We start from the raw sequence: 25,213 nt of genomic DNA on the forward strand, positions 1-25,213 counted from the left end.
TGAGGACTGCGGCAACGCCGACAACACTGGGTGTCCTCGCTCAGCCGGGCCACTTGAACAGGCGTACGAACGCGCTGGGCTTACGCTTCGCCGTCATGCGTAGGCCAGTGCGACGATCGCGAGCGGCGAACCGGTGACGAGGTCTACATGGGTGTACGTTGTGAGCTGAACGTGGCATGGTCACGACGGAAAGTTAGCGCAGAAGCACCGAACTGACGGGTTCCCAGGCCCTGGGTCGGTAGTGGACGACGGCATCATCTGCTTCCACGAGGACGTCCTCCTCTTCCGCACCGCCCTGCACAAGACCGCGGGTGCGACCTCGGCGAGCGCGATCGGCCTCGGGCAGTTCCGTTCGACACGGTCCGCCGGCCATCTCGGTGACGACCGTGCCGACCGAACCCGGGCGGCATGACCTGCCACCGTTCATCCCGCTCACCCTCGCCCAGGCCCCGGTGACGACGCCGGGGCCTAAGCAAGGGCCCTCAAGCGCCGAGGCCGGTCCGGTCGTGGGGTCGCTGTGCGCTGGCTACGGAGGCCTATGCCTCGGTGTGCTGACCGCGCTCGGTGGAGCCGGGTCGCCTGGGTCGCCGACCCCCTGGCAGAAACCGCCACCTCGTAACGGCGCCCGGCCCAACCGGCGGTTCGGCTGGCGAGTCGCCCGTTCAGCCGTCATCTGAGCCGGTGGACTGGGGTGTCTACAGACGGCGATCCGCCGCTGGGAAACGGTGCTCGGCCGCTCGGCATCGCACCCGACCCAGCCTGGCAATCACGGCCGCCCGGTGCTCGCGTCCGCCTTCGTCGAACACCTCATGGGCCTGCCCGGCGGGTGGGTCACCGACCTCCCGCTGCCCCGCACCGCGCAGCTGCCGCGGCACTGGGCAACGGCGTGGCCCCCCCAGCAGGCCGCCCCTGCGGTGTCACTGCTGCTGGACGACCTCGCCGAGCTTCTCCACACCGACCACAGGCACCCCGCCGGCCGGGAGTTGTTCGCGGGATGACCGCACGACACCCCGTCGAGGGAGACGTGCCTGTGTCGCTTGGTCCCGCGGAACAGCGAGCAGAGGCGGTCAATAGCGTGGAGGAGGGTGAGCCGACGAGGGGTTCCACGAGTCGGAAGGTGCCCCGCTTGGGGCGTGAGCGTCGTGGGCAGGGCGCCGAGGCGGCGCGTGGGATGGGGAGCCGGCCACTGCTTCGGGGCCCAGGTGGAGACGCAACCCGTCTGTCCGCGCACACACTCCGTGCAACCAGGGTGTATCCTCCGGTGACGATCGGGACACGTTGGGGCCAACTTATGACGGTACCTCTGACGGACTGTGTGGAAACGGTGTATCGGCTCGACCGACGGGCGTTGACCGTTCACCGTTGGGTGACGGCCGCCCGGCGCTTGCTTCCAGGTTCATCGAACCCCAAGGAGGTGTCGGCGCGTGAAACTGTCCCTGTCACGACTTAACATGGTCTCCACATGAAAACACGGCCCCCTGCGCCAACAGGGAGCCGCGTGATGTCGTCCCCATCCCAACCGGACTGGCTCGCCACCAGAAGATCGTCAGGAGGAACGCCTGTGATTCTAAGTCCAGGCCGTCTGAAAGCGCCACAGGAACGCGGAATTCAGTCGTAGATCACTGGATCGGTTGGGCCTGCCCGGCTCAACCGATCCAGTCATCCGCCACCATCCTGTACAGCCACGTCAACTGGCTGTCGACCCCGACTGTCCAAACAGGCTCGTTCCTGCTTGGACTCCCCGTCGACTCCGGACAATCCGCAGCCGACGGCTTCCGATACCTGCTTCTCGGCCTGCGCCGTCCTCGTGGTGAGCGCAGTGCCGCTGTGCGCTAAGGACACCCACCTTGCCTCGACCGCGCTCTACGACCACGCCCAAGACCCTCTACCGCTTCGAGGGTGGCCTGGACCTGGTCGACTACCTCGTCTCCCTGACTCAGCACGACATCCACGAGAATCGCGAAGTCCGCATCGGAGAGGTGACCGGTCGCCTGGTGACCGGCCGCTTCGGCTCCGACCAGCCTGAGTGGGCACCGTTCATCCAGTCGATCACCGACGTCGCCGTCGACCTGCCGAGTGCCTTGCCGTTCGCGGTCCTGCTCGTGCCGATGCCGCCGTGGACCTACGCCATCGCGTGCGGCTCCGGTCACCACCTGCTGGACGACCAGATGATGGAACAGGGTTTCGGTCTGATGTTCGGGATCCGTCGCCTGGACCCCGACCGCTTGGGCACGCTCGCCCGAACGGCGCTGGACGCCACCGCCCGGCACGTCGAGACCTCGTTCCCGGGCGGGAGCGACATCGGCGGCTTCGACCTGGAGCGGTTCGGTGAGTTGGTCAACAGGGTGGGTGGTCTGGCAGACCTGTCCGGGCTCACCTACGACCGTGACAACGCGAAGCCCTGCCGGATCAAGACGTCAACCTCGCTGACCGTGCCGTTGGCACGCGACCCGAGGGATCTTCTCCGCGACCTGGCGGTGATCGGCGAGATCGTCGACCGGGCCGACGATGACAGCCCGCTCCAGTTCATCGGTCAGATCCGCGCGGTCAAGCCCGGTCACCCCCGGTACTCCGAGTTGGAGCAGCGGCTGGCCGAAGCATTGGGCGGTGACGACCGCTTCGGCCCGCTGGACGTGGCGTGGCCGGCGAACGTCGTGCGGGCCGCCGATGACGCCTACTCGTTCGCCGTGTCCGGCGGTGGTGGAGCGTTGTTCGCCGCCCCGCTGGAGATCGGCGACGTCCTGGGGCTGCTCACCGCCGTTCCGGTCGAGGAACGCGTCGCCGAGATCGCCCGCGTCCGGGTGACGCCGTGCGCGGACGACGCGGGTGTGGAAGCGCTCGCGGCCGCGACTCCGCTCCGCAAGTGGGTGAGCTTCGAAACCACGATCGACAGCGTCCGGTACTGCTACCACCACGGCGGGTGGGTGCGGATCGGCGAGGGCTTCGTCGAGCAGCTCCACAACCAGGTAGGGGGATTGCTGAGCAGGCGCAGCGCGCTGTCCTTCCCGCTGTGGACCCCCACCGGGAAGCAGAACGACGAGCACCTGTACTGCCGGCAGGCGGCGTCGCAGCTGGGCGGCATCGTCCTGGACCGCGACCTGGCCACCACGCCACTGCACAAGAAGTTCGAGCTGTGCGACCTGGTGGGCCCGTCGGGTGAGATCGTGCACGTGAAGTGGCTCGGCGGGGCCCCGGCCGCGAGCCACCTGCTTACTCAGGCGCAGGTCTCGGCGGAGTCCCTGCGGTTCGAGCCGGAAGCGCTGGTCGAGTTCAACCGGCGCGTCGCGGTAGCCGACCCGACACTGGTGAAGTCGGACGGACCCACCACCGTGGTGTTGGCCGCAGCCGGTCGCCCGTGGAACGTCGACCGCCTGTTCAGCTTGTCGCAACTGTCCCTGTTGCGACTGGACCAACGGATGCGCCGCCTCGGCCTCCGTCTGGAGTTCGCCGACATTCCCTATGTGGCCAAGAGGAAGCGGAGCACACTCGCCGCGTGACCCGATCAGGCTGTGCACCACCGGGGCACGCGGTGGTGCACCGGCTGGCTCAGGCGGTCGCTGCACACTCCACGGCGCTGGCAATGAAGGCGGCAGCGGAAGTCACCGTCGGCGGTACGGCGGTCGTTGGAAGGAGGACCTAGAGCCTGTCCTCAAAGCCGGTGGTAGTGATCTGCTTTGATCTTAGGTTGTGGTGCGTAGGCACGAGTTGACCGATGAGCAGTGGCAGGCCATCGAGCCCCTGCTGCCCGCCTCGGGTGTGAAGGGGCGCCCGCGGGTGGACGACCGTCGGGTGATCAACGGAATGCTGTTCAAGGCCAGGACCGGGGTCGCCTGGCGTGACCTGCCCGAGCGCTACGGGCCGTGGAAAACGGTCTACAACCGCTTCTGGCGCTGGTCGCGCAACGGCACCCTCACCGTACTGGTGACGAAGGTCCGCGTCATCGCCGAGGCGATCGACGAGCTCGACCGCGAGGTCGCCGTGGACTCCGGCGTCGTGCGCGCCCACCAGCACGCCGCCGGCGCCCGCCGCGCGAGCCCGACCGCATCCCACACCGGGGGCCGGTCGGGTCGTGCGACGGGCACAGCGAGCCAGGTGATCATGCCATCGGCCGCTCCCGGGGCGGACCCACCACCAGGATCCACCTCGCCTGCGACGGCCACGGCCGACCACTGTCGATCGTCCTGACCGGCGGCAACGTCAACGACTGCACCATGTTCACCCGCGTCATGGCCGGCATCGAGTTCCGCCGACCGGGACCGGGACGACCGGCGACCAGACCCACACGGGTCATCGCCGACAAGGGCTACCCGTCCCAGGCGATCCGCTCCCACCTGCGCAAACGAGGTATCCCGGCCACGATCCCGGAACGCCGTGACCAGCAGAACAACCGTAAACGCAAAGGCCGAACCGGCGGACGACCACCGGCCTTCGACCGCACCGCCTACAAGCGCCGCAACGTGGTCGAACGCTGCTTCAACCGACTCAAGCAGTTCCGCGCCATCGCCACCCGCTTCGACAAGACCGCCACCTCCTACCGAGGCATGATCGACCTGGCCACCCTGCTCATCTGGCTTTGAGGACACGCCCTAGGCAGGACCGTTCCACCACCCACCGAGCAAGGCAAACACGGACGCCCTGTTTTGGCACCCCGCTTGGTCGAATGGATCATGGGTCTGCCCGAAGGCTGGGTGACCGATCTCCCTCTCAAGCGTGTCGTGCAACTCCGCGTACTCGGGAACGGCGTCGTTCCGCAACAGGCGGCATACGCCGTGCAGCTCATGCTCGCCGACCTCGTCACGTCCGGGGTTCCGAACGAAGGCGAGGTGCAAGCGGCATGACATCCTCGACTTCATCGCCGGTGTCAATGCCGACACTTCGCCTCCTGTCACTCGGAGCGGGAGCGCAAAGCACCGCCGTCCTACTGCTCGCCTGCGAAGGCGAGATCCCGAAGTTCGATTATGCGCTCTTTGCGGATACCGGCTGGGAGCCACGAGCGGTCTATGCCAACCTGAACCGACTCCGCATCGTCGCCGAGTCCAGCGGCATACCCATACGCAGGGTTTCCGCTGGCAACATCCGCACCGATGCGCTCGACCCTCGACATCGATTCGTGTCCATGCCCCTGCACACGCTCAACCCGGACGGATCACGCGGCCTGGCACGAAGGCAATGCACAAACGAATACAAAATTACGCCGCTCAAGAAGGCCGCCCGCGAACTCCTGGTATACCCGCACCCCCGCCGAGTCCCGCGTGGCGTCTACGCCGAGCAAGCCATCGGTATCAGCACCGACGAGTTTACCCGCGCCAAGGACTCGGGACTGCGGTTCCTGCGCAACGTGTTCCCGCTGATCGAGCTCGGTCTGGACCGAGCGGGCTGTCTGGACTACCTCGCCGAGCGGGGGTTCGCCAACACGGTGAAGTCGGCGTGCGTCGGCTGTCCGTTCCACGGCAATGCCGGCTGGCGGTGGATCCGCGACAACGACCCGGACGGCTGGATCGAGGCGGTCGAGTTCGACAAAGCCGTTCGGCACGGCCACCCCCGCGCGACGGCCCAGGGCAGGCCGCTTCGTGGCCAGTACTTCCTCCACCGCTCCTGCGTCCCCTTGGACCAGGTCGACCTTGACGCCCTGGCTGGACGCGAACGACACCTCACTTCCGTCGCCGTCCATCCGCCGGAAGACGCCGACCCGGACGGGTGCTCGCCGTGGTCCTGCCGGTCCGGTGCGTCGGTCGACACGGAAGCGGCTGCGTGACCGCGATGGCGGACACGATCGAGGTATCGGCCGTTCGGGGTAGAGGGCGCTACTTTTCGTCGGCGGCCCGCGGTCATGCCGTGGGCGTCGCGCTGATCGTTGCGGGGGTGGGGCATGGAGTCCGCTGATTTCGGCGAGTTCGTGCGTGTCGTCCTGCCGGACGAGGTCGTAGAGTTCCTCGCCGCGTTGACGACGCTCGCACGTACGTGGGCCGAGCGGGCACCGGCCGATCCCGACGCGTTGCTGACGGCCGAGCAGCTGGGGGAGTTGCTCCAACTCTCACCGCGGACGCTGAAGGACCAGGCCGCCGCCGGGGTGCTGCCGCACCACCGGTTCGGCAAGCACTACCGGTTCTCGCGCAGCGACATCAGCGCGATCCTGCGGCTTTCCCAGCAGTCGGAGAAGCCGCGGCGCAGGCGCCTGGACATCGCCTGACGGGTGGGTGACAGCGCCTTCATCGACCGGAGCAGGAAGGGACGCATGTGGCATACGGACAACCAGACGGATCGAGCGGGTGGCGGGCCCGGTACAAACGGCCGGACGGCACCTGGGGGAGCAAGGCGGGATTCTCCTCGGAGAAGGCTGCCGAGGAGTGGGGTGCTGAGCAAGAGGCGTTGATCCGTAGGAACATGTGGATCGACCCGAGGGATGCTGAGACACCGTTCGGTGAGTTCGCCGAGGAGTGGTATGAGGCGGTGGCGCCGCGTCTCGAACTGAACACCCAGGTCAAGTACCGGTCGTACCTGGACAACCACCTGCTGCCGCGGTGGCGGGCATGGCCGATGATCGGCATCTTCAACGGCTACGTCGAGATCGAGCGGTGGCTGTCGTGGTTGCACGATGAGGAGTACGCCGAGTCGAGCATCGCTTCGATCTTCGCCACGTTCTCCACGATCCTCAACGCCGGGGTCCGGGCGAAGATCATCCCGGCCAATCCGTGCTACGGCGTGAGGGTCACCGGTGGCGAGTTCGAGAACGAGCGCTTGGTCGCCACTCCTGTCCAGGTGCTGCGGGCGGCGATGAGGTTGTACGAGTCGGAGATGGGTCTGTCCGGGTTCACGCTGTGCTTGCTCGACTTCTACACCGGAGGCCGCTGGAGTGAGCTGGTCGGGCAGGAGCGACACGAGTACGACGAGGAGGAGCGGGCGATCACCGTCCGGTATCCCCTGAAGGAGGTCAACGGGAAGCTGCTCAAGGCCGGTACCGAGGTGTCACACGACCGGCCGATGTCGAGGCCCGACGTGGGGCATGTCACTCCCCGCCGTACGAAGGGCAAGCGTGGTAGAACGAAGACTCCGGCGGGGACACGGCCGATCGTGCTGCCGCCGAGCATCGCTGTGTTCTACGAGACACTCCTCGACAGCCACCGTGGATCGTTCGTGTTCACGTCGCCGGATGGCACCCTGCTGCGTCGGAGCAACTTCCGGCAGAGGTTCTGGCGGCCGGCGTGGGACGGCCGCAAACCGGACCAGCCGAGTGCGCGTGATCACGTTCCGGCGATCCTGCCCTGGATCACCTTCCATGAGGGTCGACACACCCACGCGACGTGGATGGTGGAGGACGGTGTGCCACAGGTCGCACGCCGGGCGAGGCTCGGGCAGAAGATGAAGGGCATCGCCAGGGTCTACGACCATGTGACGAGCGTCATGAAGGCTCAGTTGATCAGCGGACTCGAAGCCCGGTGGCGCGGGTCGTTGTTGGCGCTGCGGGACGACGAGTTGGCCACAATCATCGGATGGTTCCCGCACCTGCGAGCCACGGTCGCGGACCTACGAGCACTACCGTCCGAGCGTGCCATCGCCATCGCCTTTGATCTTGCACGACATGCAAGAAGCCCGGCCTCAAGATCGAGGACCGGGCTTCTGACCTGCGTACTTCGGTGGTGGACGATACTGGGATTGAACCAGTGACCCCTACCGTGTCAAGGTAGTGCTCTCCCGCTGAGCTAATCGTCCGAGGCGGAGACGGGAATCGAACCCGTGTACAGGGCTTTGCAGGCCCTTGCCTAAGCCACTCGGCCACTCCGCCATGTTTCCCGAATGCTAGCACCCAGGAAGTCTGGCCTGAGCCCAAGGGGCCCTCTGCCGAGCGGATGACGAGACTCGAACTCGCGACCCTCACCTTGGCAAGGTGATGCGCTACCAACTGCGCTACATCCGCATGCCCCGTGGATTTCAGGAACTCCCGGCCCTTTTGGGGCTTGTCGTTGCTGTCTTCCTCGGTGCAGGAGGAACTTTATTACATCCCCCTCCACGGGATCAAATCGGGGGGTCCTTCGACCTCTCGCAGGCCCGCTACCTGCGCTTTCAGGTCAGGTCGTTGGAGATCAGGTGGGTCAGGGCCTCGTCCACGTCGACCCACAGGTGCTCGTTGCCCGGCACCACGACGTCGTACGTGCGGTCCAGGAAGTCGGCCAGTTCCTGTGCCGACGCCTCGAACATGGCGTGTCCGGACGGCGAACTCAGTTCGATCACGACGACCTCGGGGTCGTCGGCGGCCGGGCGGATCCGGACGTCGCCGTCTCCCGCGTCGGCGATCAGGCCGTCGGCGAGCAGGTCGCGGGCGAACACCCACTCGACCCAGCCGGCCCGGCCGGTGCGGAACGCGGCGACCACCGCGTAGGGGTCTTTCGTGTCATAACGAAGCTCCACCTGCACCGGGACCGCGGGGGTCCGTGGTGCCAGCAAGTCGAAGACCGCTGTAGAGCGGAGTGTTACGTGATCATTGCGCATCGTCGCTAACCTCTTCTCCCTTCCGATCCAGGAAACGACCGAGTCGGCCTGCTGTGACGTGTTTGTGGCGAGGAACGCTCGACATGCCCCGTTTTGTCACCCGTTCGGGGCCACTGGACTCCACTGGGCTACCACCTCGCTGCGTTCCGTGTCCACGCAACCCGCGCCGCACCACATCTTGCTGGGTTTGCCCGGAGGTCGGTACCGGCTGTTGCGCGAATGTTGGGTGGAAGGTCATCCCGGATGGCCGGCGCACCTCTCCGCCGTCCTCGTCGGCACCTGGGGGCAACCCCTCGGGCGCGTCGTCGGCCGAGCGGATATCCGCAGGTAGCCGCGTTGCCCTCGCCAACTCTACGGCCGTCGCGGGTCACTGCCTACCCGTCCACGCGGCGTGTCGACACGTCGGATACGAGGCCGGTTCGGTGTTCCGACCGGCGCGCCGATGGTCAAATCGCGCACTTCGCCATGTCACGAAGGATGTCACCGGTATCGGGGTCGCCCGATGAACTGCAAAACTGTGAAGAGTGAGTGGTGGGCCCAATGTGAAGACGACGGCGGGTTGAACGATCAAGGAACGGCAAACGGGACTTCGGCGCGCTTGACGTCTTCGTTCCGCGGGGCGCGGGTTCGGACTGCCGAAGAGAAGGTGGTCCTCGTCACGGCGTCGCCCGTTGGGCGTCGCCGGAGCGGTCCCTCTTCGCCGCCGCTCGGACGTCGCCAAATTCCATCACCTCGGGCCAGGTCGCGGCGTGGTGCGGGATGATGTGCGCATGACGACCGAGCAGCGCGACGAGACGGCCGAGTCGAACGGTGGCCACCGGCCTTGGTTCCGCCGCAATCCCGCGCTGAACCTGACCTACCGCATCGGCGTGGGCGTGGTGGGCGGGCTCGTGCTGGTCGCGGGCATCCTCATGATCCCGTACCCCGGACCGGGCTGGCTCGTGGTGTTCGCGGGTCTGGCGATCCTGGCGACCGAGTTCGCGTGGGCCGGTCGGCTGCTGCGGTTCGCGAAGAGGTACTACGACGGGTGGGTCGCGTGGCTCAAGCGGCAGAACCTGTTCGTGAAGGCTCTCGTCCTCACCGCCACGGGCCTGGTGGTCGTCGTGACGTGCTGGGTGCTGGGCGCGTTCGCGCTGGTCGGAGGCTGGTTCGGTCTGGAGTGGCCGTGGTTGGGGAGCCCGATTTTTGGATCCGGGGGATGATGTTGTAAGCTATGGCCACACCGCGAGAGCGGGGCGGAAAAGAGAACACGGGCGTTTAGCTCAGCGGGAGAGCGCTTCGTTCACACCGAAGAGGTCACTGGTTCGATCCCAGTATCGCCCACAGTGTGTCTTACCTGGTCAACGGCTCGTAGACGATCGTCGTCTGCGGGCCGTTGACCGTTCGTGGGAGCAAAATGGGAGCAACTGATCTTGACCACAGTTGTTGCTCCGAAGAGGTCACAGGGTTTGCTCCCATACTGCTCCCACCGGGCTTGGAGTCCGGCGAGCATCGCGGCGACCATCGGCCGGGTGACGTGCGAGTAGACGCCCATGACGCCGCGGAACTTGTGTCCGATCCTCTTGTGCTGCAGTACTTCGGGAACGCCGTCCTCGATGAGCCACGTCTTATGGGTGTGGCGCAGGTCGTGGAAGTGCATGTGCGGTTTGACCGGTGTCCAGCCCAGCGTCGTGTCGCCCCGCAGCGCGGGTAGGTAGCCAGACCCGTCGGCGGAAGTTGGAGCGGCGGTGCAGGCCGCCGTCCTGGCCGGTGAATACGAACCACGCCGTCGGCTTCTCACACCGCAACTCCGCCAGTAGTTCGGCGAGGAACTTCGGTAGGTGGACGGTCCGGACGCTGGCCGGTGTCTTGGGCGGGCCGAGCTCGAGCTTGCTGTGCAGTTCGTGTAAGCGCGCCGTCGCGGGCGTCGATGCGGATCTCCTGCTTGTCCAGGTCGACCCGGGACCACTGCAGCCCGGCCAGTTCACGCCAGCGCATGCCGGTGTAGGCCGCGGTGACGATCTGGACGGCGTTACCAGCCGATGTCCGTTCGGCCAGCGCGGTCACCTCGTCGGGGTCGGCGTGAGGCCGCTCGGGCTGATCGCCGGAGTTGAGCCGCAGTTTGCGGCACGGGTTCGGTCCGATGAGTCCCTCGTCGACCGCCTCGCCCAGGATCATTGACAACAGCCCGACGACGTCGGCGACGCTGCGCTCGCTCAACGACCGACGCAACGTCTTGGCCCACGCCTTGATCACCATCCGCGACAACTCGCCCAACTCCGTGCCGGCGAAGCGGGGCAGGATGTGGTTGCGCAGATGCGAGTCGTACGTCGCCGCGGTGACACCGCTGACGTCGTGCGCCTCGACCCACCGGGCGACCCACTCGCCCACGGAGGTCTTCGCCAGCCGCGGATCGACGAACCTGTCCCGCCGGTGGTCCGACTCGACATCCGCCGCGCGGTCCTCGGCCTGCCGACGTGTCGCGAACCCCTTCTCCGAGTACAGCGACCCGTCCTCGAGTCGGTACCGCACTCGGAACCCGTCGCCGTGTTTCTCCACCCATGCCATGAAAGCAGCGCCTTTCGCTCGATCACTGTGTCCGCCCGGGACCGGGCGGACACAGTGACGCTCCATATCGCCCAGAGAACAACGGATCTGTGGTCAGCGGCGCCGAGAACCAGGCGGGCGCGTCACCGGCCGGTCGGCACGGGACGCGTCCCCGCGGGCCGGCCGGGCCCCACGCCGGACGATCGCGCGCAGATCCGCCTCGGAGAACCGCAGATGCTTGCCCAGGAACGTGCACGGGATCTCGCGTCGCCCGGCCATACGCCGCAGCCACGACTCCCGCACCGACAGCACCCGTGCCACCTGGGCCGGGGTGTGCAACAGCAGCGTGTCGCGCACCCGCCCGGCGTCGGGTGTGTCGAGCGGCGGCGTCGTCGCCTCACCGGCGTGATGGTTGGCGGCCGAGCCGTCCGCCAATCGAAGATCGTCATGAGTGGTCACGGGCCTCCGTAGGGGAGCGGTGTCGCGCGTACCGCGCGTTGAACACCCCTGAACTCCGGAAAAGGACCCCCGAGGGGACACATCCGCGACAGATTCCCCACTTGACCGATCCCGGAAAGGCTTCCTCAACCTCCGATGCTTCAAATCCTGTCGTCCCGACGGTCGGAGGAAGCCCGCTGTATCTGTGCGATAAGCGCAGGTCAATGGGCTTTTTCGTATGCTCGTGATGATCTTGTGATTAATCACGGAACGGTAACTAAGTGATCTTCACGGGCGTTGTGAAGGAGCGGATCGGGAGCGACTCGCTCCTGATTTTTTGCCAACGTCGTAGGGGGTCGCCACCCGTTCGGGTGGATCTGCCGTACTTGCCCGAACCGTGGCCGGTGTGCGCGAACCGACGTCAACCGGCGTTGTTCGGGAGGGTGGGTGCGGTGTTGTCGGGCCGGCCGGGTGTGGGGTCGTGCCGGGCCGGTGTTGCCTGGGTTGGTGCGGGGCTTGGACCTTGGGGCGGAGCGGGTTTGGCGTTGATCGCCGTGGTGGTGTCCGGTTGGTGGGTGGAGAGGATGTTGTGGGTCAGGTTGCGGTGGGCAGATGTAGGCCCACTGCGTGGTTGCTGGTGCTTGGGTGTCATGTGCTTGGTGGTTCGGAACCTGGAGCGTGACGCGACACGACGCCGTGGGGCTCCGAAGTCGACGGCGGCGTGTCGTTCAGGCGGGTGGGATTTTCAGGTGGTGGCGACCAGATTTAAAAGCTCCTAACACAATGGGGTGACGGTGCCTCGATGCGGTTGAGCAGGGTGATCGTCGGGCCGATGGGTGAATGTGTCGAAGCCGTGGCTGGTCGGTGACGGATTGTGGGAGCTGGTCGAGCCGTTGATTCCGGTGCCGCCGCGCCGGTTCCGCAACCCCGGTCGACGTCGATTACGGACCGGTCGTGCCTGCAGGGCATCCTGTGCGTGCTGCACACCGGCATCGGCTGGGAGCATCTGCCTCGGGAGCTCGGCTTCGGCTCGGGCATGACCTGTTGGCGCCGTCTGCGGGACTGGAACGAGGCCGGGGTGTGGCAGCGGCTGCACGAGGTGCTGTTGGCCAATCGCGGGCGGCCAACCGGATCGACTGGTCCCGCGCGGTGGTCGACTCCTCGCGCGTCCGGGCGCTAAAAGGGGGCCGTCGACCGGGCCGAGCCCGGTCGACCGCGGCAAGACCGGCTCCAAGCACCACCTGATCACCGACGGCGGCGGCATTCCGCTCGCAGTGATCCTCATGTGTTCCACAGCACACCGCTCTGATGGTCGCTCATCACGAGGTAGAGCGCCAGCGGCAGGAACATGGCGCGGTCGAGTTCGGAGACGAACTTGAGCTCGTAGACCTGGCCGTCGTGCACGGCATCGGCGACACCCACGAAGGTGATCGGTGTCGCCGCCGGTGCCGCGACTGCTGTGCCGGACAGGTCCATCGGCACCTGCGCCGCGCAGTCGCGCGGGAGCTGTGTCGCCAGTCGTCTGGTCGGTGCGTCGCGCACCTCGCCGCTGACTTTTCGGGTGGACCTGGAAATTCGCTTTGCTGTAGGCGTAGGGGCGGTCGCTGGCGGAGCTGAGACGCAGCCGATTGGCGATCTGGTCGTCCTACTCCAGAAACGTTCTCTGATGCGATGGGTGGTTATGCCGGTCGCTGTACACGGCGGTGGCCCTGCGGATGCCTGTCGCATCCACAGGGCCACTTGTCGGGTCTATAGCTCTGCTCGCGGTGGGAAGTCGTTGATGGCGTCGGCGAGGTACTGCGCTATCTGGTTGTGATAGGCGGTATTGGGTTGGTTGTTGGTGAGGTACTGCGAGGCGAGCTGGTTGGGGTTGGTCGTATCGCGAACGGCGGCGTCGTAGTCGACGACGTAGTCGGCTTGGACGTCGCTGTAGTTGTTCAGGAGTAGGTGGTTGAGGTTGCGGCGTTCGGCTTCTCGCGGGTCGTTGGCGTCGAGTCCCAGTGGGGGGACGGTGGTGACGATGATGTGGACCCAGTCGCCGTCGGGCCGCTTGTGCCGTTTGAGTCCCTTTGCGCTGTTCGTGCTGATGACGTTCTTGATGTTGTCGCGCACCTCGGTTGCGGTGGCTCCGCTGAGGATGTCGGTGGCGCCGACGGCGATGAGGACGGTGCGGAGGTTGGGTGCGCCGAGGGCGGTGTGGTGGAGGTCGGTGGTGGCGTTGGCGGTGGTGAGGGTGCCGGTGTTGATGGGTGGGTTGAGGGTTTTCTGGCGGTAGGTGAGGTGGATGTCGCCTGGGCTGAGGAGGCGTTGGTGGACGCGGACGTCGGCGACGGCGCCGTTGTAGTAGTCGGTGGGGTTGCCCGCGTACTTGGCGCGGCCGATGGTGAAGGGGCCGTTGGCGGTGAAGAGGTTGACGCCGTGGAGGCTGTCCTGGAGTTCGCCGTTGACGTAGAGGCGGGTGGTGCCGGTCGCGGCGTCGTGGGTGGCGGCCAGCTGCGTCCAGGTGTTGAGGGTGGGCTCGGTGCGGGAGACGAGTCGGCTGCCGCGGTCTGGTAGTGCGTCGAAGGGGATGACGGACAGCGACCAGCGTCGGTGGGCGGGAGAGTATTGGAGGTAGAAGGGGTTGTAGGTGTTGCCGTCCTGGCTGAGCAGTGTCTGCCACGAGTCCAGGGAGTGGATCTTGGTCCAGGCGGTGACGCTGAAGTTCTTGCTGGTATCGATGGCTTTGCTCGCGGTGAGGTGGCCGTTGGTGCCGTTGAGGATGAGGGAGCCGCCGTTGTCGGTGCTCCAGGTGACGCCGCCGTGGATGGTGGCGTGGTTGCTGCCGGCGAGGTCGCGTGCGGTGGTTCCGGTGCCGTCGGTCATGCGCCAGCGTGCGGTGTCGGGGACGCCGGCGCGGCTGGCGTTGACCAGGCCGCCGGGGATGCTTCCGCCGGTGGCGGCGAGTTTGGCGGGTAGTTCGTCGACCCAGGTGTTGCGCTGGGCGCTGCCGGGGGGTGCGGTGGCGGTGAGGCTGTCGCCCAGCACGACGACGGTGCCCTGGCCCGCGTCCGGGGTGGACATCTCGACGCCGGTGACGAAGTAGCTTCCGGTGAGCGTGGTGGTGAACGGTGTGCCGTCGGTGTTGGTCACGGTGTTGCCGCCTGCCAGGAACGTGGGCGCGGTGGCGTTGCCGTGGGTGGGGGCGAGGGTGGTCGCGGTGGGCAGGTGGAGGCTGACGACGAGGTTGCCGTTGCCTCCGCTCGGTACCGCCACCGGGTCGGTGTAGACCTCGCCACCGGCCGGCAGGGTGACCGAGGTCTTGCCGCTGAACGTCAGCGGGGTCGGGGCCGCGATCGCCGAGTCGGTGCCGGCCTGGCCTGCCAGGGTGGCCGCGTCGATGGTGACGGGGGAGGTGTTGAGCGCGTTGGACAGTTTCACCCGCACCTGGCCGCCGGTGACGCTGGGCTTGAGGACCGTGCGCAGGGTCTTGTCGGCGAAGCCGTGACCGCCGGGCGGGACGACCGCGGCGTCGGACGGCGCTGCCCAGGCTCCGACCCAGCCGGTGTCGACGGGCCTGGGTGCCATCGCGAGCACGTGCAGGGCGGCTGACGGGTCGCAGGTGCCGCGCAGGAGGGCGGTGCCGTAGTTGGGCAGCGTGATCGACTTGATGGTCTTGCTCGGTTCGGCGGGCAGGAAGACCGGGGTGATCACGGGCTGGAGATGCCGTTCCTGACCGAGTCCGACATTCCGGTAGGGCAGGACGATCCCGGTGGTGTCCTTGGGGGTCCACACCCAGTCGCGGAACTCGGGGACAAGCGGGTTGCTGGTGGTGCCGTCGGTGTAGGTGATGGTGGCCAGCCGCGGGCTTGAGGTGCCGCAGGTGCTGATCGCCAGCAGGCCGACGGCGCTGGCCTTGATCTGTTGGTGCGCCGGGAACGGGATGGTCTGGCCGGTTGCCACGACGTTGTCGTTGCCGTTGGCCGGGTTGGGGTGCGGCAGGGCGAACGCCGCGCCGTTGACCATCACGGTGGTGCCGGGTACGAGCCCGGCTGCGGCGAGGGTCTGCGTGGACAGTGATCCGCCTTGGAAGTCCAGGTTCCCTGCGGTGGTGCCGTCGCTGCCGATGCCCTTGTTGTTCATGGCGTCGGTGAAGCTCGCCGCGGTGACGTTGTTGATCGGCTGGACGGTCAGGTAGTCCAGTCCGAGGATGTGCCGCGGTGCCACCGAGTCGGGGTTCGGTTCGACCGACCGGAAGGTGATCCGGTGTTCACCGGCCGTCAGGTGCGCGCCGCCGATGTTGGTGTGCCTGGTGGCGACGGAGGTGTGGTAGCCATCGATCGGACGGGTGTCGGTGTTGCCGATGACGATGTCGTCGACCTTGACGGTGTACCGGCCGCGGTTGTTGTTGGCGACCAGGCCCAGTCCCAGGGCGTAGTCGGCTTCGATCGGGGTGGTGAACGTGAGGGTGAGGGCTTGGCCGGTGTTGTCGGCTTCGAACCGGCGCATCCCGGAGCTGTTCCAGTCGAGCGCGGGGTTACCCGGCCAGTAGGTGACTGGTCGGTCGTTGCTGTGCACCGCCAGTGTCTCGGCGTCGAGCTTCACGGTCGGGGACAGGTCGAGGTAGTCGATACCGCCGGTGAACTGGGTGGCCGTGGAGTCCGGCTTCTTGGCGATCGACACGCCGAGTTCGTGTTGTCCTGCGGTGAGGTGAAGTCCGGCGATCTGCTTGTCCAGCACGGTCGTCGTCGGTTTGGTGCCGCCTTGGTGGACATCGCTGACCGCGAACCCGTCGAGGGTGAAGGCCACCTGGTCCGGCAGTGCGGCGTTGTCGACCAGGCCGACGTCGACGTTGTAGTCACCGGCAGTGGATACGGTGAACGGGAACTTGGCCACGGTGCCGCTGGCGGTCGAGGTCAGCTTCACGTACTTGCCGCCCGAGGCTGCCGCGTCGTTGGTGACGGAGGTGGGGAGTCCGGTTCCTGTCAGGGTTTCGGCTTCGATGCGCTGGGTCGGTGCGGGAGCGGTGTAGGTGGGCGCGATGTGGAAGCGGTAGGCCGTCGACTCGGGCGAGAGCTTGTGGGCGTCGTCGAAGCTGCGCACGTGCAGCGTGTGGTAGCCCGGACTCAGGCCCGCGGGCACGGTGATGGTCGCCTTGCCGCCGTTGTTGGCGATCCAGCCGCCGGTGGTGCCGAAGGTCTGGTTGTAGTTGCAGTCATCGGTGTTGGGTACGCGTTCGGTGCCGGCGCCGTCGAAGGTGTAGGTGAAGCCGACGATGTGGGGTGCGCCCTTGGCGTCGAAGGTGAAGGTGCCCGGAAGGTTCTGCGGGCGGCCCCAGTTGTCGGCCGGGTAGTCCTTGCTGTTGATGGTCGGTGTAGCGGTGATCGGGTTTCCGCGGGTGGTGAACGGAAGCCAGCTCGACCAGCCTTTGGACCAGAGGTTCTTTTTCGAATCACCTGGGAAACGGTTCTCCGCGGTGACGCGGAGACGATAATCACCGTTGCCGAGGTTGGTGTCGGTGACCCACTGGCCCTGCGTGCCCGAGGCGATGACGACGTTGCCGTTGTTGGCGGCCACCTTCTTGTCGGCGGCGTCGTTCCAGACCTCGTAGTACAAGCCGATGTTGAGCGGCGAGTCGTTGTTGTCGGTCGCCGTGGCGTAAAGCGTGGGGTGGGCGTCGGGGGTGATGATGCGGCCGGTGCAGGTGATGGCGTTGCCGACGGCCAGACCGGTGGGATCGTTGGGCGGGAAGGCGAACGTGACGTCCACGTACGGGTTGTTGGCGAACTTCTTCCACTGGTCGCGGTTGTTCTCGTCGGGCGAGCGGAGACCGACGTGGAGGTAGCTCCACCAGCTGTTCTCGATGAACCCCGTCACAGGCGACAACGCGTTGAACCCGATGGCTCCGGCACCGCCGCACTGGTCGCCTGCGGCGGAGGCTTTCGTGTCGACCTCGCCTCCGTTGGGACCGGGCCATCGGGTGGATTCGTCGAACGGGTCGGTCTGGTACAGCGAGACCTTCTGCTCGGTGCAGGAGGTGCCGTGTGTCTGTGTCGCGTACAGCGTGGCGTCGAACACCATCGGTTTGCGGCCGTTGCGCTCGCGGATGTCGTTGAGTGAGAAGCGGAAGAACGACCGGGCGACCCAGCTGCCGTTGCAGTTGTTCCAGTTGCCGCAGCGGCCGACCTGGGCGTTCATGTTGGCGTTCCAGTAGTACCAGCCTGTGTCGGTGACCTCGGCCCAGCCGTCGTGGTTTCGGGACAGCACGGGGTCGATGTAGACCGGGTAGACCACGTCTTCACCGCGCAGCGCGTCCTGGTCGGGTGTGACGGTCAGTTCGGCCGCTGTGGAGAGCCCGGTGTCGGCCGCGGCCAGGTCCACGTCGAGCGCCGAGACTTTGGCGCCGCCGGGGTCGGTGGGCGTGGGTGCGGGGCCGCGTTGGGGACTTTCGGTGGAGTCCCACATGATCGGCGTCGAACCTTGGAACACGACTCGACCGGTGTCGTCGTGCGCACTGATCACATCGTGGGTCTGGGTGAGGTCCAGGCCGGTGGTGCTGGCGTGGAGCTTGAACGAGGTCAGTGCGGGGTTGGCCGCTGCCTGTTGACTCTTGACCACCAGGACTTCGGAGTACCCGGTGCTGCTGGCGGTCAGGCGGAGGTCGACGCCCGGCAGCAGCTCGGGATAGACGGCGCTGGAGCCGTCGATCACCGGTGTCGGCAGCGGCGTGGGCCAGCTGAGGCTGAACTGCTTGTTCCCATCGCGCATGGTGACCAGTGGCTGCGTACCGCCCCCGGAGAACGACATGTCCACCGGGGCCGCGGCCGGTGTCAGGCTGCCGTCGGCGTTGGGTGCGAGGCTGGTGTCGACGTCCTGCCATCTGCCGTTCTTGTTGGTGCGCACCGGTCTGGCGCTGGAGCGGAGGGTGAAGGTGCCATCCGGATTGGCGAGCACCGCGGTCGTCTCGGTCAGCGACTCCTCGACGGGCACGGGCTGTCCGGTCCGCTGGGCCTCGGTGAGCGCGGTCTTCTCCGCAGGCGTGTGCTCATCGGTCGGTGCGGGTGGTTCTGCCGGGGCGGCCGAAGCGGGCGGCGGGAGACCCACGGCGGTCTGGACCATCAGGGCGGCGGCCGTGAGCGCGGCGAGCACGACAGGTCGTTTGGGCGCGATGAAGCCAGAATTTTTTCGACGCACGAGTCCCCCGGACGGTTCCACTGAGGGCCTGATGAGGCCGGAGCGGACCGTAACGAGCGTCCCCTACCTGCGAAAAGGTCGAAAGATATGAGAAAGGTCACGTCGAGTTGTGTAACGGTGCCGTGAAGTGGATCAACTTCGGCACACCTCCGTAAAGAGCCTTCCGAAGATCCTTCACGTCCCCTACTGTTCCGCTCGCCTGCGACCGATCACGGTCCTGTCCGAGGGGGATCACGGCATGTTCGGTGTGGATTCCGCACGCCCGTCTGCAACGGCCGAGCCCCGTGCTCGGTGGTCCAGACGGCTCACGTCTTCGTTCCTCACGGTCGCCGTGACCGCGGGGCTGGTGGTCGGCCTCACCTCCGACGTGGTGCGCACGTTCGGCCCGCCGGAAGTTGTGCAACAGGACCCCATCGCACACACCGAGATCCCCTTGGCGGAGGCCGAACAGCCGCGCACCGACGAGCGTTACGCCGAACCGGGCAACGCCAAGTGGCCGGACGGCGACAAGGCATCGGTGGCCGCCGGGTCGGCGCCGCGCCGCGCCGGCGAGCTGCCGGTGACCGTCGCGGCACAGGGCACCGGGGAACGACGCTTCGACGTCGAGGTCTTCGGGCAGGACACCGCACGCGACGCAGGCGTGACGGGCGTGGTCTTCGCGGTGACCCCGACCGATGGCAAGGACGACGAGGTCTCGATCGGCCTGGACTACGCCGGCTTCCAAGACGCGGTCGGCGGTGACTTCGGCACCCGGCTGAGGCTGGAGCAACTGCCGGGTTGTGCGCTCTCCACACCGAAGAAGGCCGAGTGCCAAGCACGGACTCCGTTGCCTTCCACCAACGACCCGGTCGCCACAACGGTCACCGCCGCAGCCGTTCGGCCGTCCCCGGACCAGCCGGTGCGCAAGATCATGGCCGGCGCGCCGGCCAACCGGACGATCGTGTTGGCGGCGACCTCCGGCCCGGCCGGCCCCGACGGGGCCTTCGACGCCTCCTCGCTGGCCCCGTCCGGGACCTGGGCGGTCTCGGGCAGCGCGGGCTCGTTCTCGTGGTCCTACCCGATCACCCTGCCGACCGCGGCGGCCGGTTCCGCCGTGACGCCGTCGGTCGCGTTGTCCTACAGCTCGTCCTCAGTGGACGGACGCACATCGGCCACCAACAACCAGGCGTCCTGGATCGGGCAGGGCTGGAACTACGCACCCGGCGCGATCGAACGCACCTACCGCACCTGTGCCTCGGACAAGGACCTGCCACAGGAGCAGCAGACCGGCGACCAGTGCTGGGCCGGCGAGATCGTCACGCTCAACCTCGGCGGCCAGTCCACGGAACTGGTCTACGACGACGCCACCCACACCTGGCACGAGGCGGTCGACCAGGGAAGCCGGATCGAACTGCTCACCGACACCACCAACGGTGTCCACAACAACGAGTACTGGAAGATCACCAACTCCGGCGGTGTGAGCTACTACTTCGGCCGCAACCGGGGACCGGGCTACACCAACCAGGAGGAGACCAACTCCGCCTGGGCCGTACCGGTCTACGGCCCCCGCTCGGGGGACAAGTGCCACAACCCGGCAGGCTTCGCCTCGTCCTGGTGCATGCAGGCATGGCGGTGGAACCTCGACTTCGTCGAGGACACCAACGGCAACGTCACCGCCTACTACTACGACCGCGAAACCAACCACTACGGCGCTAACAACCAGACCACCGGCGTCTCCTACACCCGCGGCGGCACGCTCAAGCGCATCGACTACGGCCTGCGCAAGACCGGCGGTTCCATCTACGGCGGCGTCGTGCCCAACCAGGTCGTGTTCGGCACCTCGGAGCGCTGCCTGCCCGACGCCGGATTCGACTGCGACCCGTCGAAGTTCAACGCCGACAACGCCAAGCGCTGGCCGGACACCCCGCAGGACCAGGAGTGCAAGCCGAGCGCGGTGTGCGACGACCACGCGCCCTCGTTCTGGTCGACCAAGAGGCTGACCACGATCACGACCCAGTACAACCAGGGGTCCGGCCCGGTCAAGGTCGACGAGTACCGGCTGACGCACGAGATCCCGACGCTGACCGACAACGCCAAGGAGCTGCTGCTCCAGTCCATCACCCGCACCGGGTACAAGGGCACCTCGTCGATCACGCTGCCCGTCACCAGGTTCACCCACCAAGCGCTCGACAACCGGGTGAAGGACTACGGCAAGGGCGGCGGCGGACTCGCGCGCTGGCGGATCACCAACGTCAAAACCGACACCGGCACCAGGGTCAACGTCACCTACAGCGCGAAGGACTGCTCCGCCACCGACGTCCCGACCGACCTGGCCAACAACACCCGCCGCTGCTACCCGGTGTACCGGACACTGCCGTTCAACCAGGACCCGACACTCGACTTCTTCCACAAGTACGTCGTGGACAGCGTCCAGGTCACCGACGGCGAACTCGGCCCCGACGGCCAGGTCCGCCCCGGCCAGTCACCGTCACAGCTGACCACCTACACCTACCTCGGCACCCCGGCCTGGCACTTTGACGACAACGAGATCGTCAGAGCCGAGCACCGCACCTACGGCCAGTTCCGAGGCTACGACAAGGTCGAGATCCGCACCGGTGACCCGGCGCGCAACGACCCGCTCGGCGGCAGTCCCGACAAGCAGACCCTGACCCGGACGACGTACTTCCGCGGCATGGACGGCGACACCATGCCCGCAGGTGGTGTTCGCAGTGCCTCGGTGACGAACTCCCTCGGTGAATCGGTCGCGGATCACCAGAAGTACGCCGACAAAGTTTATGAGACCGAGGTGTTCAACGGAGACGGCGGCGCCCGCCTGTCGACGAGCATCACCGACCCGACCGTCCCCGTCACCACCGCCACCCGCGCCCGCACCGGCCTTCCCGCGCTGACCGCCGACATCACCGGCATCGCGCGAACCCGCGCGATCACCCACCTCGCTGCTGGCGGCACCCGCACCGCGACCACCACTAACCGCTACGACAACCTCGGCCGCCTGACTTACAAGACCGAGTCCGGCGACGGCGTTCCCGACCTGTGCAACAGGACCACCTACGCCGACAACCCCACCGCCTGGATTCGCGACAGGGCATCGGAAACCACCGTGTCGCAACAGGCGTGCCCGGCTGACAACGTCCCGCAAAGCTCGATCCTCGGTGCCACGCGCACCTATTACGACCAGAGCACCACCCTCGGCGAGGTGTCGGCCGGCAACGCGACCCGCGTCGACACAGCGACGGCGAACACCAACGACCAGTTGACCTTCGCCACCACCGCCACCACCGCCTACGACAACTCCGGCCGGGTCACATCCGTGACCGACGCCTTGCAGCGCTCCACTACCACGGCCTACATCCCGGCCGAAGGCGGCATCGTCAGCAAGATCACCAGCACGAACCCCAAGAACCAAACGAGCACCCTCGAAGTAGAACCCTCCCGTGGCAAGGTCACCGCGTCGGTCGATGTCGGCTCACGGCGCACCGATGCCGTCCATGACGCCTTGGGACGTGTAATCGAGGTTTGGAAGCCGGGACAGGTCAGAGGGGCAAGCGGAAAACCCGCACTCAAGTACGAGTACCTGGTGCGGGACAACGGACCGCTCGCCGTGACGACCAAGACCCTCGTCGACTACGGCGCCGGCACCAACTACCTGACCACCGTTGACCTGCTCGACGCGTTCGGGCAGAAGCGTCAGACCCAGTCGGACGCTGTGAGCGACGCGGGCGGTCGCGTGGTCAAGGAAAGCAGATACGACTCGCACGGCTGGGCGCGCCACACGCACAACCGTTACTACACAAGTGGAGTACCCGGCACCACTCTCGTCCAGGTCGCCGATGACGCGGTCGACGACCGCACGGTGACCGATTACGACGGCACGGGCCGTCCGGTGCTCGCCACCGACTACCGCGGCCCGAACCTGACCTGGAAGACCCGGACCGTATACGGCGGTGACCGAGTCACCGTGATCCCGCCCGCAGGCGGCACGACGACCACGAAGGTCAGTGACATCCGCGGTCGTGATGCGGAGATCCGGCAGTACACCGCGCCGCCGTCCATCGGCGGAGACACCCTGATCGGCGGGGTTTACCAGACCACGACCCACGAGTACGACCCGTTGGGACGGTTGACGAAGAACATCGACCCGGTCGGCAACCAGTGGACGTTCACCTACGACTTCCTGGGGCGCAAGACCAGCCAGACCGACCCCGACTCGGGTACCAGCGCCAGCACCTACGACCTGGCCGGTCAGATGCTGACCGCGACCGACGCGCGGGGCACGACGCTGGCGTACTCCTATGACGTGCTCGGCCGCAAGACCGCCGAGTACGCCGACTCGACAAGCGGTACCAAGCTCGCCGAATGGCGCTACGACGGCGCCACCAACGGAATCGGTCTGCCCTGGTACTCCACTCGCTACACCCCCGAAGGCGCCTACGACACCGGGCCGGTCCTGTACAACGGCGCGGGCCTGCCGAACCGGATCCTCGTCCGCGTGCCCTCCGCCGAGACCGGGTTGAACGGCACGTACACCACCACGTTCGGCTACACCAGCACGGGCCAGCAGTGGTCGATCGAGCACCCGAGCAACAACCGCGGCGGCCTCCCCGCGGAACCGATCTCCTCGACCTTGAACAAGTACGGGCTTCCGGTCTCGACGTTGGCCACCAACGCCTACGTCTCCAGCTCGACCTACACCCCGTACGGCGAACCCAGCCGATACGTGCTCGGCCCCGAACACAACGCGGCCCAGCTCACCTACGACTACGACCCCAAGACCCGACGCCTCGCGCAGACGAAGTTCACCGCACAACAGGCGTCGACTCCCAACATCGACGAGACCCGCTACACCTACGACCCGGTCGGCAACGTCGTCAAGTCCGCCAACACCCCCGGCACCGGTCCTACCCGCACCCAGTGCTACGGCTACGACTCCCTGCGGCGCCTGACCGACGCCTGGACCGCCACCGACGACTGCCTCGCCACCCCCACCACCACACCGGGGCACGCCAACATCGGCGGCGCGACACCGTACTGGACGTCCTGGACCTTCGAAGCCGGCGGCCTGCGCACCGGTCAGACCCAACACGCCCTGCCCGGCAGCACCGGCGACACCACCACGACCTACACCTACCCGAACCCCGGTACCGCACAGCCCCACGCTGTGACCAGCGCGACCACCACCTCACCGTCGGGCTCAACGCTGTCGACCTACGGCTACGACGCTTCCGGCAACACCACCCGACGCACCCTGCCAAGCGGCGAACACACCCTCACCTGGGACAAGGAAAACCGACTCAGCAGCGTTACCTCGCCCGGCGGCGACACCAAGTACCTCTACGACGCCGACGGCAACCAGCTCCTTCGCCGCGACCCCGGCAAGACGACGCTCTACCTGCCCAACCAGGAAATCACCCGCGACAACACCACCGGTGCCCTGACCGGCACCCGCTACTACACCCACAACGCCACCACCGTCGCCGTCCGCGTCGGCAACACCAACCCCACCTACCTCGTATCCGACCTCCACAACACCAACATCGTCGCCGTCCAGTCCGTCGGCTTCGCCGTAAGCCGGCGGTACATGGACCCCTACGGCAACTCCCTCGCTCCGGTCGCCGGACTGCAGTGGCCCGACCAACACGGGTTCCTCAACAAACCGGCCAGTGAGACCACCGGCCTGACCGACATCGGTGCCCGCAAGTACGACGCCTCTACTGGCCGCTTCATCAGCGTCGACCCGATCCTCGATCTTGCAAACTCCCAGCAGTGGACCGGCTATGTCTACGCCGACAACAATCCCACCACCTACAGCGACCCCACCGGCCTCCTACGTCGATGCGGACCAGACGGGGCCGGATGCGGTGAACGTAATTACGACAAATGCTGCGGCCCATCGGTCGATGCTGTCCCGTTCTTCAGCTGGAAGGCTGCGGAGGGCCTCGTGGTGACCTATGATCGCCGGGCGCGGACACATTATGTGAATGAAGTGCAGTTGCCGGGATCGGCGCCGGATGTCGGCAAACTCATTTCCCAGGCCAAAGTCGACCTGGCGCAGGTGCCATACCGCAAGGATCAAGAATTCGGCCTCCTTCTCGAAGAGGAGGTATACATGCTGTTGGAGCGCTCTTGTGACCACCTGCCGTCGAAAGACTGTAGTTCCAGGTTCGTCTGGGATTTGATGTGGCAGCGCCCAGATGTCGGCATGGGCACAGATGCGCTTGTGTCCATGGCGGGTGCTGCGATCGGTGGTGCGGGTGCATTCAGGATGGGTCGTTGGAAGCCGGGCGACGACGCCTTCTCGCCTACGCGCTCGGGAAACGATCCGGCTTGGTCAACGGTTCGATCACGCTTCTGGAAGAATGAAGCGAACGAGCCTGGTGCGGTAGAGCAGTATGGTGCCGCCAACGTGACGCGAATGAAGCGTGGTCTTGCTCCGCAACGAAAAAATCCTCACACGGGCGAGGTGGAGTCGATGGAGTTGAGTCACGAGCCGATCCCTGCTCGCAGCGGAGGTACTGTAGTGACGCCGCGATGGCCGGACGAGCACGCTATGCTCGACCCGTATCGGCATGTGCGAGCCAGATAGGGAATA

At 66.7% G+C, this 25,213-nt stretch carries 14 protein-coding genes, 4 tRNA genes and 2 pseudogenes; 12 read left to right on the forward strand and 8 right to left on the reverse strand.

The window, feature by feature from the left end; all coding sequences use genetic code 11:
* Positions 1–241 precede the first annotated feature (241 nt).
* The 8 genes and pseudogenes from C8E97_RS34495 (at position 242) to C8E97_RS13730 (ending at position 7,665) form a co-directional block, all read left to right on the forward strand.
* On the forward strand, positions 242–412 hold the full coding sequence (locus C8E97_RS34495) for a hypothetical protein (RefSeq protein ID WP_170211813.1): 171 nt from the start codon (positions 242–244) through the stop codon (positions 410–412).
* A 367-nt stretch (positions 413–779) separates the two neighbouring features.
* Positions 780–998 (forward strand): hypothetical protein, encoded by a 219-nt coding sequence (locus tag C8E97_RS13700; RefSeq protein WP_121005477.1) that lies wholly within the window; start codon positions 780–782, stop codon positions 996–998.
* An 849-nt stretch (positions 999–1,847) separates the two neighbouring features.
* The gene (locus tag C8E97_RS13705) at positions 1,848–3,497 is read left to right on the forward strand and encodes a TIGR04141 family sporadically distributed protein (protein ID WP_121005480.1); all 1,650 of its coding nucleotides are present in this window, start codon (positions 1,848–1,850) and stop codon (positions 3,495–3,497) included.
* Between the two features lie 190 nt (positions 3,498–3,687).
* A pseudogene (locus tag C8E97_RS13710) lies at positions 3,688–4,577 on the forward strand (IS5 family transposase).
* Positions 4,578–4,652: 75 nt separating this feature from the next.
* Positions 4,653–4,838, forward strand: coding sequence for a hypothetical protein (locus tag C8E97_RS13715; RefSeq protein ID WP_211347010.1), 186 nt, complete (start codon positions 4,653–4,655; stop codon positions 4,836–4,838).
* Complete coding sequence (locus C8E97_RS13720) at positions 4,835–5,755, forward strand: adenine nucleotide alpha hydrolase family protein (protein ID WP_121005483.1); 921 nt, start codon at positions 4,835–4,837, stop codon at positions 5,753–5,755. The genes C8E97_RS13715 and C8E97_RS13720 overlap by 4 nt, the downstream gene beginning before the upstream one ends.
* Before the next feature lie 114 nt (positions 5,756–5,869).
* Complete coding sequence (locus C8E97_RS13725; protein WP_121005486.1) at positions 5,870–6,190, forward strand: helix-turn-helix domain-containing protein; 321 nt, start codon at positions 5,870–5,872, stop codon at positions 6,188–6,190.
* A gap of 47 nt (positions 6,191–6,237) precedes the next feature.
* Positions 6,238–7,665, forward strand: coding sequence for a tyrosine-type recombinase/integrase (locus C8E97_RS13730; RefSeq protein ID WP_342776217.1), 1,428 nt, complete (start codon positions 6,238–6,240; stop codon positions 7,663–7,665).
* Here C8E97_RS13730 and C8E97_RS13735 read toward each other — a convergent pair.
* From C8E97_RS13735 to C8E97_RS13750, 4 genes are all read right to left on the reverse strand, one after another.
* Positions 7,636–7,710 (reverse strand) — tRNA-Val (locus C8E97_RS13735). The genes C8E97_RS13730 and C8E97_RS13735 overlap by 30 nt on opposite strands.
* A gap of 1 nt (position 7,711) precedes the next feature.
* Positions 7,712–7,783: transfer RNA gene (locus tag C8E97_RS13740), tRNA-Cys, on the reverse strand.
* 59 nt (positions 7,784–7,842) lie between these two features.
* Positions 7,843–7,915 (reverse strand) — tRNA-Gly (locus tag C8E97_RS13745).
* A 146-nt stretch (positions 7,916–8,061) separates the two neighbouring features.
* On the reverse strand, positions 8,062–8,487 hold the full coding sequence (locus C8E97_RS13750; protein ID WP_073893954.1) for an SsgA family sporulation/cell division regulator: 426 nt from the start codon (positions 8,485–8,487) through the stop codon (positions 8,062–8,064).
* Between the two features lie 770 nt (positions 8,488–9,257).
* Between C8E97_RS13750 and C8E97_RS13755 the strand changes: the two genes are divergently transcribed.
* Together C8E97_RS13755 and C8E97_RS13760 are read left to right on the forward strand one after the other, a co-directional pair.
* A complete protein-coding gene (locus C8E97_RS13755; RefSeq protein ID WP_121005489.1) occupies positions 9,258–9,689 on the forward strand; it encodes a TIGR02611 family protein in 432 nt (143 codons plus the stop codon).
* A gap of 49 nt (positions 9,690–9,738) precedes the next feature.
* Positions 9,739–9,810: transfer RNA gene (locus C8E97_RS13760), tRNA-Val, on the forward strand.
* Between the two features lie 453 nt (positions 9,811–10,263).
* Here the strand turns inward: C8E97_RS13760 and C8E97_RS13770 are convergent.
* Entirely contained in the window at positions 10,264–11,025 is a 762-nt protein-coding gene (locus tag C8E97_RS13770; protein ID WP_170211815.1) for a tyrosine-type recombinase/integrase, read from the reverse strand.
* Positions 11,026–11,127: 102 nt separating this feature from the next.
* Entirely contained in the window at positions 11,128–11,448 is a 321-nt protein-coding gene (locus tag C8E97_RS13775) for a helix-turn-helix domain-containing protein (RefSeq protein ID WP_211347011.1), read from the reverse strand.
* Between the two features lie 845 nt (positions 11,449–12,293).
* On the opposite strand from C8E97_RS13775, the pseudogene C8E97_RS13780 reads away from it, so the two are divergent.
* Positions 12,294–12,734 (forward strand): annotated as a pseudogene (locus C8E97_RS13780) (IS5 family transposase); the annotation flags it as partial.
* Here the strand turns inward: C8E97_RS13780 and C8E97_RS13785 are convergent.
* Together C8E97_RS13785 and C8E97_RS36470 are read right to left on the reverse strand one after the other, a co-directional pair.
* Positions 12,733–12,993 carry a hypothetical protein gene (locus C8E97_RS13785; RefSeq protein WP_246019462.1) on the reverse strand — a complete coding sequence of 87 codons (261 nt, stop codon included), beginning with the start codon at positions 12,991–12,993 and terminating at the stop codon, positions 12,733–12,735. The pseudogene C8E97_RS13780 and the gene C8E97_RS13785 overlap by 2 nt on opposite strands.
* A 207-nt stretch (positions 12,994–13,200) precedes the next feature.
* Positions 13,201–18,579, reverse strand: coding sequence for a LamG-like jellyroll fold domain-containing protein (locus tag C8E97_RS36470; protein ID WP_121005495.1), 5,379 nt, complete (start codon positions 18,577–18,579; stop codon positions 13,201–13,203).
* A gap of 376 nt (positions 18,580–18,955) precedes the next feature.
* Between C8E97_RS36470 and C8E97_RS13795 the strand changes: the two genes are divergently transcribed.
* Positions 18,956–25,207 carry an RHS repeat domain-containing protein gene (locus C8E97_RS13795; protein ID WP_121005498.1) on the forward strand — a complete coding sequence of 2,084 codons (6,252 nt, stop codon included), beginning with the start codon at positions 18,956–18,958 and terminating at the stop codon, positions 25,205–25,207.
* Positions 25,208–25,213: the final 6 nt, after the last annotated feature.

It is taken from the genome of Saccharothrix australiensis (genome assembly GCF_003634935.1).
Lineage (GTDB): Bacteria > Actinomycetota > Actinomycetes > Mycobacteriales > Pseudonocardiaceae > Actinosynnema > Actinosynnema australiense.

What these genes read in the sequence shown, in the direction of transcription:
- C8E97_RS13755 (WP_121005489.1), top strand. Translation starts at nt 9,258, where the DNA reads ATGACGACCGAGCAGCGCGACGAGACGGCCGAGTCGAACGGTGGCCAC.
- C8E97_RS13750 (WP_073893954.1), bottom strand. Translation starts at nt 8,487, where the DNA reads ATGCGCAATGATCACGTAACACTCCGCTCTACAGCGGTCTTCGACTTG.
- C8E97_RS13720 (WP_121005483.1), top strand. Translation starts at nt 4,835, where the DNA reads ATGACATCCTCGACTTCATCGCCGGTGTCAATGCCGACACTTCGCCTC.
- C8E97_RS13725 (WP_121005486.1), top strand. Translation starts at nt 5,870, where the DNA reads ATGGAGTCCGCTGATTTCGGCGAGTTCGTGCGTGTCGTCCTGCCGGAC.